The sequence below is a fragment of the Arthrobacter sp. P4_F11 genome, from assembly GCF_056401395.1.
Genome location: NZ_JBFUJK010000001.1, coordinates 45,018 through 59,365, shown reverse-complemented (window position 1 = coordinate 59,365; position 14,348 = coordinate 45,018). Strand labels below are relative to the sequence as shown.

The 14,348-nt window shown below is 67.2% G+C and carries 16 protein-coding genes; 9 read left to right on the top strand and 7 right to left on the bottom strand.

Annotation, left to right across the window (positions count from 1 at the left end):
- The first annotated feature begins 244 nt into the window (after positions 1–244).
- From AC1DRO_RS00285 to AC1DRO_RS00275, 3 genes are all read left to right on the top strand, one after another.
- Positions 245–502: a hypothetical protein gene (locus tag AC1DRO_RS00285; protein ID WP_476949364.1), complete on the top strand. Its 258-nt coding sequence runs from the start codon at positions 245–247 to the stop codon at positions 500–502.
- A gap of 256 nt (positions 503–758) precedes the next feature.
- Positions 759–1,088 (top strand): GNAT family N-acetyltransferase, encoded by a 330-nt coding sequence (locus tag AC1DRO_RS00280; protein WP_476949758.1) that lies wholly within the window; start codon positions 759–761, stop codon positions 1,086–1,088.
- Positions 1,089–1,261: 173 nt separating this feature from the next.
- The gene (locus tag AC1DRO_RS00275; RefSeq protein WP_476949363.1) at positions 1,262–1,807 is read left to right on the top strand and encodes a hypothetical protein; all 546 of its coding nucleotides are present in this window, start codon (positions 1,262–1,264) and stop codon (positions 1,805–1,807) included.
- Positions 1,808–1,812: 5 nt separating this feature from the next.
- Here AC1DRO_RS00275 and AC1DRO_RS00270 read toward each other — a convergent pair whose 3' ends face one another.
- Positions 1,813–3,132: a carboxylesterase family protein gene (locus AC1DRO_RS00270; protein WP_476949362.1), complete on the bottom strand. Its 1,320-nt coding sequence runs from the start codon at positions 3,130–3,132 to the stop codon at positions 1,813–1,815.
- A 12-nt stretch (positions 3,133–3,144) separates the two neighbouring features.
- A complete protein-coding gene (locus AC1DRO_RS00265; protein WP_476949361.1) occupies positions 3,145–3,852 on the bottom strand; it encodes a FadR/GntR family transcriptional regulator in 708 nt (235 codons plus the stop codon).
- 123 nt (positions 3,853–3,975) lie between these two features.
- On the opposite strand from AC1DRO_RS00265, the gene AC1DRO_RS00260 reads away from it, so the two are divergent.
- From AC1DRO_RS00260 to AC1DRO_RS00250, 3 genes are all read left to right on the top strand, one after another.
- The gene (locus AC1DRO_RS00260) at positions 3,976–5,385 is read left to right on the top strand and encodes an SLC13 family permease (protein ID WP_476949360.1); all 1,410 of its coding nucleotides are present in this window, start codon (positions 3,976–3,978) and stop codon (positions 5,383–5,385) included.
- An 82-nt stretch (positions 5,386–5,467) separates the two neighbouring features.
- Positions 5,468–6,733 (top strand): CaiB/BaiF CoA transferase family protein, encoded by a 1,266-nt coding sequence (locus AC1DRO_RS00255; protein ID WP_476949359.1) that lies wholly within the window; start codon positions 5,468–5,470, stop codon positions 6,731–6,733.
- A complete protein-coding gene (locus tag AC1DRO_RS00250) occupies positions 6,727–8,328 on the top strand; it encodes a carboxyl transferase domain-containing protein (RefSeq protein ID WP_476949358.1) in 1,602 nt (533 codons plus the stop codon). Before AC1DRO_RS00255 ends, AC1DRO_RS00250 begins: the two co-directional genes overlap by 7 nt.
- Here the strand turns inward: AC1DRO_RS00250 and AC1DRO_RS00245 are convergent.
- Positions 8,301–9,047: a lipoate--protein ligase family protein gene (locus AC1DRO_RS00245; protein WP_476949357.1), complete on the bottom strand. Its 747-nt coding sequence runs from the start codon at positions 9,045–9,047 to the stop codon at positions 8,301–8,303. The genes AC1DRO_RS00250 and AC1DRO_RS00245 overlap by 28 nt on opposite strands.
- Positions 9,048–9,063: 16 nt before the next feature.
- Between AC1DRO_RS00245 and AC1DRO_RS00240 the strand changes: the two genes are divergently transcribed.
- Positions 9,064–9,453 carry a DUF2177 family protein gene (locus AC1DRO_RS00240; RefSeq protein WP_476949356.1) on the top strand — a complete coding sequence of 130 codons (390 nt, stop codon included), beginning with the start codon at positions 9,064–9,066 and terminating at the stop codon, positions 9,451–9,453.
- Here AC1DRO_RS00240 and AC1DRO_RS00235 read toward each other — a convergent pair.
- The gene (locus AC1DRO_RS00235) at positions 9,450–10,253 is read right to left on the bottom strand and encodes a thioesterase family protein (protein ID WP_230010034.1); all 804 of its coding nucleotides are present in this window, start codon (positions 10,251–10,253) and stop codon (positions 9,450–9,452) included. The genes AC1DRO_RS00240 and AC1DRO_RS00235 overlap by 4 nt on opposite strands.
- Positions 10,254–10,439: 186 nt before the next feature.
- Here AC1DRO_RS00235 and AC1DRO_RS00230 point away from each other — a divergent pair, with 186 nt between their 5' ends.
- Complete coding sequence (locus AC1DRO_RS00230) at positions 10,440–11,159, top strand: endonuclease/exonuclease/phosphatase family protein (protein WP_028276181.1); 720 nt, start codon at positions 10,440–10,442, stop codon at positions 11,157–11,159.
- Positions 11,160–11,220: 61 nt separating this feature from the next.
- On the opposite strand, the gene AC1DRO_RS00225 is transcribed toward AC1DRO_RS00230, so the two are convergent.
- Positions 11,221–12,336 carry an alkaline phosphatase family protein gene (locus tag AC1DRO_RS00225; protein WP_476949355.1) on the bottom strand — a complete coding sequence of 372 codons (1,116 nt, stop codon included), beginning with the start codon at positions 12,334–12,336 and terminating at the stop codon, positions 11,221–11,223.
- A gap of 151 nt (positions 12,337–12,487) precedes the next feature.
- Between AC1DRO_RS00225 and AC1DRO_RS00220 the strand changes: the two genes are divergently transcribed.
- Complete coding sequence (locus AC1DRO_RS00220) at positions 12,488–13,528, top strand: isopenicillin N synthase family dioxygenase (protein WP_476949354.1); 1,041 nt, start codon at positions 12,488–12,490, stop codon at positions 13,526–13,528.
- Between the two features lie 69 nt (positions 13,529–13,597).
- Here AC1DRO_RS00220 and AC1DRO_RS00215 read toward each other — a convergent pair whose 3' ends face one another.
- A complete protein-coding gene (locus AC1DRO_RS00215; protein ID WP_476949353.1) occupies positions 13,598–14,065 on the bottom strand; it encodes an SRPBCC family protein in 468 nt (155 codons plus the stop codon).
- 50 nt (positions 14,066–14,115) lie between these two features.
- Positions 14,116–14,313, bottom strand: a complete 198-nt coding sequence (locus AC1DRO_RS00210; protein ID WP_476949352.1) for a YegP family protein — start codon at positions 14,311–14,313, stop codon at positions 14,116–14,118.
- Positions 14,314–14,348 lie beyond the last annotated feature (35 nt).

The window sequence follows — 14,348 nt, the reverse complement described above, 5'->3', positions numbered from 1 at the left end:
CAACAGGATGGCCCAAGCCCAAGGCCACGTCTTGGGCGGCCGGGGCTGGGACGCTTCCTCCCCGATTCCTCCTCCGCAATCGCAACGGCAGCCCCGGCCGGTCGAGCACTTGGCTGACATCACACTAGGGCCGATTCCGTCAGCGCGGTACCCTGCATTAACACCGTGTCGGCCTCCACCGGCCACGTCGCCCGCTGCGGACCGGGCCGGCCGAACGGAACCGTTTTCTGGAAAGGTCCACGCAATGTCAGAATCTGATCTTTCGGCACTCCGGGAGCGGGCTGCCCGCGGTGACAACGACGCCATCGGCGAGCTCATCGAGCTGGCCGCGGAGCGGGAAGACTTCGACGAGCTGCGGCGCCTCTCCGACGGCGGCAGCCGCGACGCTGAGGATCAGCTGGTTGAACTCGCAGCTGAGAAGGAAGATCTGGATGAGCTTCGGCGTCTGGCATCTGCGGGCAATACGGACGCGGCCGAAGTTCTGGCCGAGCTCACTGAGTAAGCACTCCCGTATTGCGGCCGGGTCACCGCAGCTGAAATTGACTATGTCAATAGTCGCTGCAGCCTCTATGCTGCGCTGAGTCGCAAACGCGGCATCAACTCTGGGGGTTTGAAATTGGACCTTAGTCTGCTTGTTGCGGCTCTTTACTGGGCCTTTCCGGTGGCGGCGGTATTCGTCCTGGCGCGAACCGTATTCCGGCTGAACACGTATCTGAAGCTGCGGATCGCACAGCTTCCATAGCCGTTTCGCCCGGTTCCTGGCCGACGCCTCATGGTGCCTCCCGGTGGCTCCGGCACGCACCCGGCTGCTCGGCTATGGCCTCGCTCAGGATTTCGGGCCAGGCCTGCGGGCTGACTTCACGACGGGCCGGGTCCATGACGTCTTTGTAGACCCCGACACGCGTCTGGCCGGCACCGGCCGGGCCCTCATGAACTTCATCTTCGACTGGTCACGGGCCCGGCCACAGCCAATGATCCGGGACTGGCAGGCAAGTCCCTCCGCCATCGGCTTTTACGAGGCACTTGGCTTCACCCCCGATCGTGTGGGCGACTTTCCCGAGTTTCCGGGTTTCACCCTTGACCACTGATCCGGACACGGCGTGCGATACATTTCTCTCAACCCGGCGACGGCCGGGGCGATGGAGGGGGACCATTGAAAGCGTCAAAAGAGAACGTGCACTCGCCGCAGACGGACTGCCGAGCGTCCCATCAGCGGTCCGCGCGGCGAGCCCGGACGCACCGCTCGGCGTCGGGCCGGCCCGTGGCCGCAACCGTATGGACCGGTGCCGCCGGCACACTGTACTGGCTGGCGGCCAGCGGAGAAACCAGGGCCGTGATGGACGCCGCACCCTGGCTGGTTCTGGTGTCCTGGTTCGCCTATGCAGCCCAGTGGCGCCCGTGCCTCCGCGTTGAGGGCGACGGGTTTGTGTTGATCAACGGACTGCGCGACCACTGGATACCCTTCGATACGGTCGAAGACATCGAGGTCGGCTATGCCCTCGCTGTCAAGGCCGCCGGCAAGAAGTACGTGAGCTGGGGCGCTCCCACCCCGCCCGGCAGTTTCAGTTCCGGCTTTGAGCATGTCAGCGATCTGAAGAGCCGGCCGCACAGCATGCTCCCAAGCAATGAGCGCATCCGGCAGCCGGAGGTGACCGCCGGCCGGGACGAGATCGCCAAGGCATGGCATGACGCCCGCGCCGCCGGACTCCACTCCTCCGGCGGAACGGTGACCACAACGTGGAACCGCTCATTGATCGCCGTCGGCATCGCGGCGCTCCTGTGGGTAGTCGCTGCGGTCCTGTTCTAGCCGAATCAGACCGAGCGGTACCGGAGCGAGCCGGGAATCTCTCCCCGGGATCCGAGGCCTTCCCCGTAGGCGAACCGTGCCCACAGCGCCCGCATCGCCCGGCCGTGGGCATTGATCTCGTCCCACGTCGCCCCCGCCAGGAGTCCGGCACCTTCCCACGTCCGTTGGTGGCCGAACAGCAGGGGCAGGTCGACTGTGTGCGCGGCGCCGTAGAGATTTCCCGGTGCGCGCCAGGACAGCACGTAGCTGTGGGCCCGGCCGCCCGCACGTACATGCCGCCTGGCAAACCGTCTGGCCGCTTTGCCGTACACGAGTTCCGTAACCACCCATGTGACCGCCTTGAGCACTGCGCTGCCGACCACGGGAATCCTCGCCACCCGGCCCAGGAGCGGGCTGCGCGGCAGAAACAGCCGGGCTTCCTCCGCTGTGTAGCCGATCAGGATGTCGATCGCCGGGGCAGCGGCATTCCAGGCCCGGTCAAGCCCGGATTCCTCGGGCAGGGGTGAATGCCCGTACTGGATCCCGAACGGCATGGCAGCCATCAGACCGAACCTCCTCGCCGCCCGCGCCACGTCCTCTTCAATAGCGACGACGTCCATCGGCGGAGTCGCGGCGGTAACCGCCTCCGCGGCCACCCCCATGGCGGCGGTCATCCTTTCCCGCCCCCGGGTAATGCCCAGCGGCGCACTTTGAATGATGGCGCGCTGGAAGAGCGACGCCGCGTCAGGGGTCGCCATGAGGTGCGCGACGGCGTCGCCGCCCGCGGATTGCCCGAACGCGGTGACGCGGCCCGGATCGCCGCCAAAGGATCCGATGTTGCGCTGCACCCACCGGAAGGCCTCGATCTGGTCCAGCAGGCCGAGGTTGGCGGGACGGCCGGTTCTCGTGGACAAATATCCGAAGAGGCCCAGCCGGTAGGTCACCGAAACGACGATCACCCGGGTTTCGGCAACCAGCGCTGCCGGGTCGAAGATCGCCAGATCCCCGGAACCGGACGTGTAGGACCCGCCGTGCAACCACACCATTACTGGCAGCCGTTCACCGTCGTGGAGATCGGCAGGCAGGGTGATGGTCAGGCGCTGGCAATCCTCGCTGCCCGGAAGTTCGCCGTAGCGGGTGCCGAGCACGTCATCCAGGAAGGGCACCGCCGCCTGCGGGCACGCCGGAGACAGGGATGTCGCCGCGAACGTCTCGGACCAGTCGGGTGCCGGCGCGGGCGGCTGAAAGCGTTCCGCGGTGGCGTAGGGAATGCCGGCGGCACGCACGACGGCGCCGTCGCGCCATCCGGTGATCGGGCCACACGGCGGATCGAAGGAAAGGTTCACGTTTATTCCGGTCTAGCTGTTCTTCAGGAGGGCAACGTCGGAGACAAGATCAATGTGCTCCAGCATCGCCGCCGCGGCGGCCGCCGAGTCCCGGGACCTGATCGCGTCAGCGATCTTGCGGTGGGAGGCGAGCGACTGCTCCGGCCGGCCGGGCTGTCCGAGCGATTCGAGGCGCGTTTCCAGGACCATGCCGGCAATGAAGGTCATGAGCTGGGCCAGGACCGCCGAGTGGGCCGCGGCGGTGACGGCCTGGTGGAACAGCTCGTCGCCGCGTGCGCCGCGGTCTCCCCAGGCGACCTCTGCCGCCATGGCTTCGAGGGCGTGATCGATCGCGTCCATGTCCTGCTCCGTGCGGCGGGCCGCGGCCAGTTCGGCCAGCTTGACCTCCAGCGTGCTCCGCGCCTCAACGATCTCGGGCAGACGGCTCCGATGTTCGCGGAGGCCTTTGATCACGGATGGAACGTTCGGCCGGTAGACCAGCACCGCTCCGGTGCCGTGCTGGACGTCGATCACGCCAAGCACTTCGAGGGCCACCAGGGCCTGCGCCAGGGTGGCACGCGACACACCCAACCGCTCGGCAAGTTCCCGTTCGGCCGGCAATGTGTCCCCGGGGCCCAGCTCGGCGGACTCGATGAAGTCCATGATCTGCTCCACCAGCTGCTCGTAAAGCCGGGGCCGCGAAACGCGGGAAATCTGATGCGTTGCCGCCTGCTTTGCCATGCGCGTCCTTCCACCCTGTCCTGATTCCTAAGACTACCGGAGAACTATTGACAAAGACACCTAGTGTCTAGGAGGCTAGGCCACTAAGCCAGTAATGACCCACTTCGATCCGGAGGAACAACGATGTCCGCTCCCGTCCTGTCCATCATCATCCTGGCGGTGATGTTCCTTCTGGCCACGGTGCTGCCGCTCAACATGGGTGCCTTGGCCTTCGTCGGCGCCTTCCTGCTGGGCTCCGTGGTGCTGGGGATGTCCACCAACGAGATCCTGGCCAACTTCCCCGGTGGCCTGTTCCTGACCATCGTCGGGGTTACCTACCTGTTCGCCATCGCGCAAAACAACGGCACCATCGACCTGCTGGTCCGGGGCGCCGTTCGGCTGGTCGGCAGCCAGGTCGCCCTGATCCCGTGGGTCATGTTCGCCATCACCGCGGTGATTACCGCCGTCGGCGCCCTCTCCCCGGCCGCCGTGGCCATCATCGCGCCGATCGCCCTCAGCTTCGCCGCCAAACACAAAATCAATCCGCTCATGATGGGCATGATGGTGATCCACGGCGCGCAGGCCGGCGGCTTCTCCCCCATCGCCGTTTATGGCGTCACCGTCAACAGCATCATTGCCAGGACGGAGCTGGACGCCAACCCGATGGCGATCTTCCTGGCGAGTTTCCTCTTCAACCTGGCCATCGCGCTGGTGCTGTTTGTCGTCCTCGGCGGCGGCAAACTGCTGTCCACCCCGGGCGGGCGGCTGGTGGAACAGGCCGCAGAAAAGCGCCTGTCTGTCAGCGTGGGTGCCCGCGCCGCCGGCGTCACGCTGCAGGGATCCGGATCCGACATCTCCGCCGCCGGCGTCGCCGCCAAGGGCACCTCAGGCTCCGGTACATCCTCGGCTGCCGGGCCCGTCCCGGCCGGCGCACCTGCGGCAGGCGGCGCCCGTGCATCCATGCCCCAGCTCATCACCATCCTTGGCCTGATCGCCCTGACCGTCATCTCGCTCGGATTCAAGGTGGACGTCGGCTTTGTTTCAATCACCATCGCGATCGTCCTCGCCCTCGTGTCTCCCGCCGCGCAGAAGGGCGCCGTCAACAAGATCAGCTGGTCCACGGTCCTGCTCATCTGCGGCATGCTCACGTTCGTGGGCGTCCTCGAAGAAGCCGGCACCATCGCATTCGTGTCCGGCGGAGTGGCGGATCTCGGCATGCCCCTGCTCGCCGCCCTGCTGATCTGCTACATCGGTGCCATCGTCTCGGCCTTCGCCTCCTCCACTGCCATCCTTGCGGCCCTCATTCCACTGGCGGTGCCGTTCCTGGCCACCGGCGAGGTCGGCGCCGTCGGCGTGATCGCCGCACTGGCCGTGGCCTCCACGATCGTGGATGTGTCCCCGTTCTCCACCAACGGCGCCCTGGTCCTGGCCAACGCGCCCGAGGACGTGGACAAGGACAGGTTCTACAAGCAGATCCTGGCTTACAGCGGCATCGTCGTCGCCGTCGGACCGGCCGTCGCCTGGCTGGTCATGGTAGTCCCGGGCTGGATGTGAACGCTGGATGTAGCCGACAAATCAACCAACCGCGTAAGCCCACCGCGCGCCCGCCACGACCGACCAGAGAAGGAACACGACCATGAGCACCGAACCCATGCCCGACGCCGAAGGCCCCCTCACCGGCTATCTCGTAGTGGACCTGAGCCGCGCGCTCGCCGGCCCGCATGCCGGGATGATGCTGGCTGACCTCGGCGCGCGGGTGATCAAGGTCGAGAACCCCGGCACCGGCGACGACACCCGCGGCTGGGGACCGCCATTCGTGGGCCCCGAGGATGATCCGCAGGCCACGTATTTCCTGTCCTGCAACCGCAACAAGGAATCCATAGCCCTGGACTTGAAGAGCGACGACGGGCGGGCAGTGCTGCGTGAGCTGCTGGAACGCGCCGACGTGGTCATCGAGAACTTCCGTCCCGGCGTCCTGGACCGGCTCGGATTCTCCGCCGCGCAGATGCACGCCCTGAATCCAGCGCTGGTGGTCCTCTCCATCACAGGATTCGGGCACGACGGGCCCGAATCGCAGCGCAGCGGCTACGACCAGATCCTCCAGGGCGAGGCCGGGCTGATGTCCCTGACCGGATCCGGGCCGGACGATCCGCAGCGTGTCGGGGTCCCCATCGCCGACCTCCTCTCCGGCATCTACGGGGCTTTCGGCACCCTCGCGGCGCTGCTCCAGCGTGAGCGGACCGGCCAGGGCCAGATCGTCCGCACCTCTTTGCTCGCGGCCCTGATCGGGGTCCACGCCTTCCAGGGCACCCGGGCCACGGTGGCGGGCGAAGTGCCGAAGGCCCAGGGCAACCACCACCCGTCCATTGCCCCCTACGGACTGTTCCACTGCCGGCAGGGCAGGGTGCAGATCAGCGTGGGAAGCGAAAAGCTCTGGAAAACGTTCGCCACGACGTTCGGGATCGACGCCGCGCGGCCGGAGTTCGCCACCAATGCGGACCGCGTGCGCAACCGCGAGAAAGTCATCGAAGAAGTGGAGAGGGTGTTCTGCGATTTCGAGACGGAGCCGCTGCTGACCAAACTCAATGACGCCGGCATCCCGGCCGGCAAGGTCAGAAGCCTGGACGAAGTCTACGAATGGGAACAGGTCCACTCGCAGGGTCTGGTGATCGACGTCGAGCACAAAATCCTCGGCACCGTGAGCCTGCCCGGCCCGCCGCTGCGGTTCTTCAGCGCCGCCGGCACCAACGAAACCACGTTGACGTCCCACGCCGCACCGCCGCTGCTGGACCAGGACGGGCAGCAGATCCGGCGGTGGCTGGGGCTGACAGCCGGCACCCCAGCCGGCGCCCGAACAGGCGCGGCCACAGTCACCGGCCAGGAAGGTCCCCGGGCATGCTGACCCGGCAGAAGGTCCGGCATCTGGACGCCACCGAGCTCATCGCCGCGGTCCTCGATCCCGGGTCCTACCGCAGCTGGGACGCGCCCGTGCTGGACCCCGATCCCGGCCCCGAGTACCGGCAGGAACTGGCCGCCGCCCGGGCCAGGACCGGCGTGGACGAATCCGTCCTGACCGGCGAAGGCCTGATCCGGGGCCGCCGCGTGGCCGTCATCGTCAGCGAGTTCCGGTTCCTCGCCGGCTCCATCGGCCAGGCCGCCGCGGAACGGATCGTCACCGCCGTCGAACGGGCCACCCGCGAGGGCCTGCCCCTCCTCGCCGGTCCGGCGTCGGGCGGGACCCGCATGCAGGAAGGGACCGTCGCGTTCCTCTCCATGGTCAAGATCAGCGCCGCCGTCCGCACCCACCGCAAGGCCGGGCTGCCCTACCTGGTCTACCTGCGTCATCCCACCACGGGAGGCGTCATGGCCTCGTGGGGGTCCCTCGGCCATATCACCGCCGCCGAGCCCGGCGCCCTGCTCGGCTTCCTCGGGCCCCGGGTCTACGAGGCCCTCCACGCCACCCCGTTCCCGGAGAACGTCCAGACGGCCGAGAACCTTTTCGACAAAGGGCTGATTGACGCGGTGGTCCCGCCCTCGCAGCTGTCCGACGTCGTCGACCGCGCCTTGGGCATCCTGGTCACCGGCCCCCGCCCGCCGGTCGCCGCGCCCGCCACACTGTCCGTGAAGCCGTCCGGCGCCGGTGCCTGGGAGTCGATCGGCATTTCCCGCGACCCCCGCCGGCCGGATGTCCGGCAGCTGCTGGCGCACGGGGCCCGGGACGTGCTGCCGCTCAACGGCACCGGCCAGGGCGAAAAGGACCCCGGCCTTCAGCTGGCCCTGGCCCGTTTCGGCAGGGAATCCTGCGTCGTGATCGGCCACACCCGGCCGCGGGCCGACGGGCCGACGGCGGCTTTGGGACAGACGGCGATGGGGCCGGCGTCCCTCCGGGAGGCCCGGCGCGGCATGCGCCTAGCGGAGGAACTCGGGCTGCCGCTGGTCACCATCATCGACACCGCCGGCGCCGCCCTGTCCCAGGAAGCCGAGGAAGGCGGCCTGGCCGGCGAGATCGCCCGCTCCCTGCACGACCTCATCGGGACCAACGCGCCCACGGTGTCCGTGCTGCTCGGGCAGGGGGCCGGCGGCGGGGCACTGGCCCTCCTGCCCGCGGACCGCACCATCGCCGCGCAGCACGCCTGGCTGTCGCCGCTGCCACCCGAAGGCGCGAGCGCGATCGTCCATCGGAGCACCGGCTTCGCCGCGGCCATGTCCGAGGCCCAGGGCGTCAACGTCGCGTCGCTGCACGCCAACGGACTTGTGGATCACATCGTGGACGAATGCCCCAACGCCGCCGACGAGGCCCTGGCCTTCTGCAGCCGCCTCGGCCGCGCCATTGAGTACGAACTCGCCACGCTCTCCACCGCAGGAGTCAACGAACTGCTCCCCCTGCGCCTGGCGAAGTACCGCAACCTGGGCAGCGTTCTTGCACCGGTGGAGGGACGCCGCCCGGCGGTGTCACCGCTGGATGAGGCTCAGAGCAGGCTCGAGAACTCCGCGTAGCTGAGCGGGGCGTAGCGTCCGTAGGCGGCGATCACGGCGGCCTCGACCGCATCAACGTCGAGGCCCGGCACCAGGTCATCGGCCGCGCCGGCCGTCGCCGGGTCCCATTCGAGGCCGAGGGCGGCGTAACTGGCCTCCAGGACCGCGCGGATCGGGGCGGAGTCCGCCACCACGATCACGGAACTGAAGAGCCAGCCGCCGGCGACCACCCGCTGGGCGGTGCCGACCAGCTTGATCCGGCGTTCAGGGACCTCCGGGTCGCTGCCGTGCACGCTGAACTCCCCGGGGCAGTACTCCCCCGGGATCTCGCCGACGCCGGCATCCACGCCGGCGTCGCGCAGCGCCCCGGCGAGCAGTTCGCCGAACCGCGAAAACCTCCCCTTGGCCCCGGCAATCGCGTCCGCATCGGGTTCCAGGTGGTCGATGACGAGGGTTCGCTCGTGGTACGCCGCCGCGCGGCCTCCGGCCTTGCGGACCAGCGGCTCGAAGCCCAGCTGCCGGCAGGCGTTGGCGGCGGCCTCGAAGCCGGGCAGGTGCGTGTCGCGCTGGCCGAAGGCGACCGTCGGAACCGGCCGGTACAGCCGCAAGGTGGGACCGAGTGAACCGGTCTTGACCTTCTGGAGGAGCCCGAGCGCGAAGTCGAGGTCGGCCGCGGCGCCAAGTGATTCCTGCTGCCGCACCACCGTCAGTGTCCGGGACCCGGCTGGCGCCTGCGGCATGTTGTTATGCTCCCTTATGGTCATTCTGCAATTCCTCGTCGTAGCAGCCGCATTCGCCATCATTGACGCCATCTGGCTCAAGACGATGAACCCGTTCTACCGCCGCCAGATCGGTAACCTGATGGCCGACAAGCCCAATCTAGGTTACGCGGTGGTTTTCTACGTGATCTACATTGCCGGGATCGTGTTCTTTGCCCTGACGCCAGCGCTCGACGGCGGCAGCTGGCTCAGCGCTGTGGGCTACGGTGCCGCGCTGGGCGTGTTTGGCTACGCCACCTACGATCTGACAAATGCCGCCACGCTCAAGACATGGCCGTGGCAGCTGATCGTTGTGGACATCCTCTGGGGTGCCGTGTTGACGGCGCTGGCCACATTGGCCGGCTGGCTCGTCTTCCACTCGAACTAGGACCTGCGCAGCGTCAGGATCTGTTCCGCGCGTCCGAACGGGCCTGTGAGGTCATGCAGCACCGTGGAGGTGAGCCCGATCCCGTCCGTACCGAACGTGACTTCATTGTCCAGCCCCAGCCACTCCCCCTCCGGCTGCCGGTACATGTGGATCTGCAGGTCCAGGTTGGGGAAGGCGTAGCTGCCCTTGCCCGGCGGGACCCGGGCGGCAATGCCGTTCGCCGTGTCCACGAGGCCGACCAGCCGGGCGAGGTCGCCGCTGTCCGCCCGGTCTGTCAGCGGGTAGTCGGTGCGGAGCCAGACGGTTCCCGAGCCCGCCCGGTGGCCCTCGGCGATCCGCATGTGCAGTGAGGCGATGTAGCCGCCGGGCCAGACGGCCGCGGCGTCGTACGGCTCGCAGTCCTCCGGCGCCGGAATCCTGGGATCCTCGAAGGCCGCGATGGCGGACGTGTCAGAGGTGATCATCCGCCAGGCCGTGGCGCGAATGGCCGTGCGCCCGCCGGAAACGAGCTCGGCCTGCACCAGTTCGATGGTCCGGCCCGGGCGCAGGGTGGAGGTCACGATCTCGAATTCACCGCCGGGGATCAGCCCGAGGATTTCGTAGCTGAGCCGCGCCATGCGCATATCTTCGCGGGGCTCATGCCGGGCCAGGCGGTCGGCCATAATGCCGGACGCGGGGGCCATGTGCTGCTCGTGTTCGTTCCAAGCGCCTTGGGCGTGGATGGTGGAGCGGAACCGACCGTCCCCCAGGACCTCGTAGTAGAAATCGCCCTCGGCAAGTTCCGGTAGTGCAGCAGTCAACGTCCGCCCTTTCGCATGGCTGGTGATTCCAGAACACACTATCCTGCTGCGCTTTCAGTGTTCCCGGCCGCTGTGTTTCCGGCTCCGATCCGGCGCGGACCCAAGACGCGCGTTGCGCTTGTTCCCAACCGATCCGCTCGGACTGGGTAGACTCGGGTGAGGTTTTAACGACTATTCACCGAAGAGGTGCTCCCCCTGCTTAGAGTCATCAGCTACAACCTCCGCAAGCACGCGGCCAGCGGCGAGCTGGTCGATCTGGCACGTGATTTCGAGATTGATGCTTTGTGCCTCCAGGAGTGCGATACGGACGATCTGCCGGAGACCATCGGGGATCTGCACCTGGCCGATTCCACCAAGGGCAACCGGCTGGGCCTGGCGATCTATTACCGCATGAGCCGTTTCACGGCCTACGAGACCAAGACCTTCGCCCTAAAGAAGTCCATGCACGACCGTGTCCTCTCCCCCGCGCACGAGCGGCTCATCGGCACTCGTGTGACCGACAACGAGACCGACCACGAACTCGTCATCGCGTCCTTCCACGCGGCCCCGCTGACGGCATCGAACTCTCTGCGGCGGAACCAGATCCATGCCGCCCACGCCGAGCTGCTCAGCATGGGTGGCGGGCTGATGTCACTGATGGTGGGCGACTTCAACTATCCGTTCTTCACCAAGTCCCTGACCGAGAAGATGAAGGACGCCGGTTACGACCTCACGATGAGTGACCGCCGGACCTATACCCGGTACAAGGTCTTCAAGGGCCATTTTGATTTTGCCACCTCCCAGGGGTTGGAGATCGAAAGCGTGGAGACGCTGCCCCGCGGCGCCTCGGACCACCTGCCCATCCTGATCTCGGCCGAATACGGCCAGGAGGCACCCCCCAACGGTTCGGGACCCGCGGAGCATTAGCGGCCGCTCCTGCCGGGTCGGTGCTGACCGCCGGCGCTGCCGCTAGGAGATCGGTGACGCGCTAGGACCCCGCATTGAAGACGTCCCCGCCGAAACTGTCCAGGCCCGGCGCCCCGGCGTATCCGAGGCGCGGGAGCGAGAAGGCGTCTTCGATGCTGGCCAGGAGGCTGAAGTGGTTGTACGGCCGGTCCGACGTCGTGCCGCCCTTGGTGAGCGGCGAGAGGACCAGTGCACCAATCCTGCCGCCGGCCGTCCCTCCGGGCAGCAGCCCTGAGGGCCCAACTGTCTTGCCCTCGGACTCGTCGAAGGTGATCACCAGCATCCCGTCCTGCCGGAAAGCCGGGGAGTCCAGGATGGCCGGGACCTGCTGGCTCAGCCAAGTGTCGGCGGTGGCCAGTCCGCCTGCGCTGCCGTCGACGCAGGGGTTGTCGTGGCCGTCATTGCAAAGGTTGGGTGAGATGTAGGACAGGTTGGGGGTGGTGGCTACGGACTGGAGGTCACCGCGGAGTTCGCTGAAGTCCACCACGTTGCTCTGGCAGTCCGGTGACGAGGTGATGGCCTGGAAATACACGAACGGGTTGTGCCGCGTTGCGTACTGGTCACCCACCTTGGCGCCCTGGCTCGTGTCCTGCCCGCCGAGTTCGGGATGACGGCACGGGGTGCCCATGTCTTCCATGTAGCCCTTCCAGGTCTTGCCTGCGGCACTGAGCTGCCCGGCGACCGTGGGGACCGAGGCCGGATAGACGCAGCCGGCGCCCTCCGCCAGGCCGAGCGCGCCCGTCCCCGTCAGCTCAAACGCGGCGTAGGTGGGGCAGTCCTCCCTCGTCATGGCATTGGACGGCTGACCGGAGATCTGGGCCAGGTAGTTCGGGTTCGAATTGTGGGCGATCCCGTAGTATTTGGAAAGCAGGACGCCCTGGCTGCGGAGCGTCTGCGACAGATAGGGGGCCTCCGAGCCTGCGCCCCACACCTTGTTGTAGCCCTTGTTCTCGAGATTGATGACGAACACGTGCCCGGGCTTCGGCGCCGCCCCCGTGGTGGCGGTGCCCCCGGCAGTGGGACCCGGATTGCCGCCCGGCGGCCCCGGCTCGCACGCCGCCGCCGAGGCCACCAGGACTGCTGCAACAAGCAGCCGCGCGGCGATTCGTCGATGATTTTTCGTGGCAGTCCGGTTCATGGATTCCGGCTTTCTGATTGACCTGTCAGCGTGGCCTTGGCGGCTTCAGTGTCTGCACTCTTTCACACTGCGGTCAAGAAAACCCGCGAGGACCCTGCACAGTTGCTGGGAATGAGTTCAGTAGTGAAAGCCGTGGTGGTAGTTTGCACTCATGGGCGCACCATCGGATTCCATTCCGCTCCTCGACCTGAGTACTGCCAGGGGGCGGGACGGCACGTTTGACCCGGCGTTTATCGATGCACTGCGCGACGCCACGCACCGGGTGGGCTTCTTCCAGCTGACCGGTTACGGAGCCTCTGACGCCGAGGTGAATGAGCTCTTCGACGTCACGCGGCGCTTCTTCGAGCTTCCGCTTGAATCACGGCTGGAACTGGACAACCGGCTCTCGCCCCATTTCCGGGGTTACACGCGGCTGGGCCACGAAATCACCCAGGGGCGGCCCGACGCGCGGGAGCAGCTGGATTTTGGACCGGAGCGCCCCGCCGTCGGGGACTACCCGCCGGATCAGCCGTACTGGCTGGTCCAAGGGCCGAACCTGCTGCCGGACCGGGCGCTGCCCGAGCTGCGCACCGTGTGCATGGCCTGGGCGGAACGGATGTCCGGCGTCGGGGCCGAATTGCTCAGCGCCATCGCCGTGTCGCTGGAACTGCCCGAAGGATACTTCGATGAACCCTTCCGGGACTCACCGGCGTGGATGGCCAAGTTGGTCCACTACGTCGGCGGCGTCGTCGCTGATGCCGGTCCGCAGGGTGTCGGCGCGCACGCGGACTACGGCTTCGTCACCTTGTTGCTCCAGGACCAGGTCGGCGGCCTGCAGGTACTGCCGCCGGGCACGGACAGCTGGATTCCGGTCGAACCCATTCCGGGGGCCCTGGTCATTAATCTGGGCGAAATGCTCGAAGTCGCGACCCAGGGTTACCTGGCTGCCACCATCCATCGCGTCGAGGCGCCCCCGGCCGGCGTCGACCGCTACACGGTCCCTTTCTTCTTCTCGCCCCGGCTTGACGCCGTCATTGAGCCAGTGCCCCTGCCTCCCGCACTCGCGGCCCGGTCCCGGGGGGTCACCGATGATCCGGACAATCCGATGCTCGCGTCCTACGGCGCAAACGTGCTCAAGGGCTGGCTGCGGGCCCACCCCGAGGTCGCCCGGATTCATCACCCGGAATTGGTCCGGACCACCGGGCAGACCTGAACGGCAGCAACGCACCGGCCAACGTGCCGGGAATGACGAGCCGCCGGGCCGGCCCGGCGGCGTCGCCGCTCAGGCCTGTCGCTGTTTCACGGCGCCGGCCAGCGAGGCCAGGCCCTTTTCGAAGTCGGCGCCGACCATTTTGTCCATGTTCATGAACAGGGCGAACACTTTGCCGATGCCCTTGTTCTCTCCGGTCATCGTCCAGGTGACCTGAGTGCCGTCACCGGAGGGCGTGAACGTGAAGGTGGTGGGGTTGACCGCTTTGAAGGGCTTGGTGAATTCCAGACGGATCTTGATGTTGCGCGGCTCGGCCGTGTCCACGATTTCCATGGTGCCGGAGCCGGCCTTGCGGTTTCCGCTCCAGGTGTACTTGGCACCGACGCCGGAGTCGCTGCCGGAGTAGCTCCGTTCCATGGCCGGATCAACGGCCTCCCAAGGGGACCATTTGGTCCATTCGTGGAAGCTGTTGACCAGCGGAAAGATGTCCTGCGCCGGGGCTGGAATGACTGCGCTGCGGGTAACTTCATAAGTAGACATGCGGCAATCCTAGGCGGTGACCGGCCCAACCGGACGCGTGCCCTGCGGGTTCACCCCTTCTCAGCGGTTGCCTCCGTCAGATCGACCACCGGCAAGGACGCGTTCTTCTTGACGGACTCGACCCCGCCCATGGCACTCGCCTTGGTCTTGTAGCTCTCCGAGGAGGCGATCACCTCGCCGTTGGAGGCCTTAAGCCGGAACCGGAATCCGCCGGACTTGTCTTTGTAGACCTCATACTTGCCAGCCATGGTGCATCCCTGATTTCTCCGTTGTTGTGGCCGGC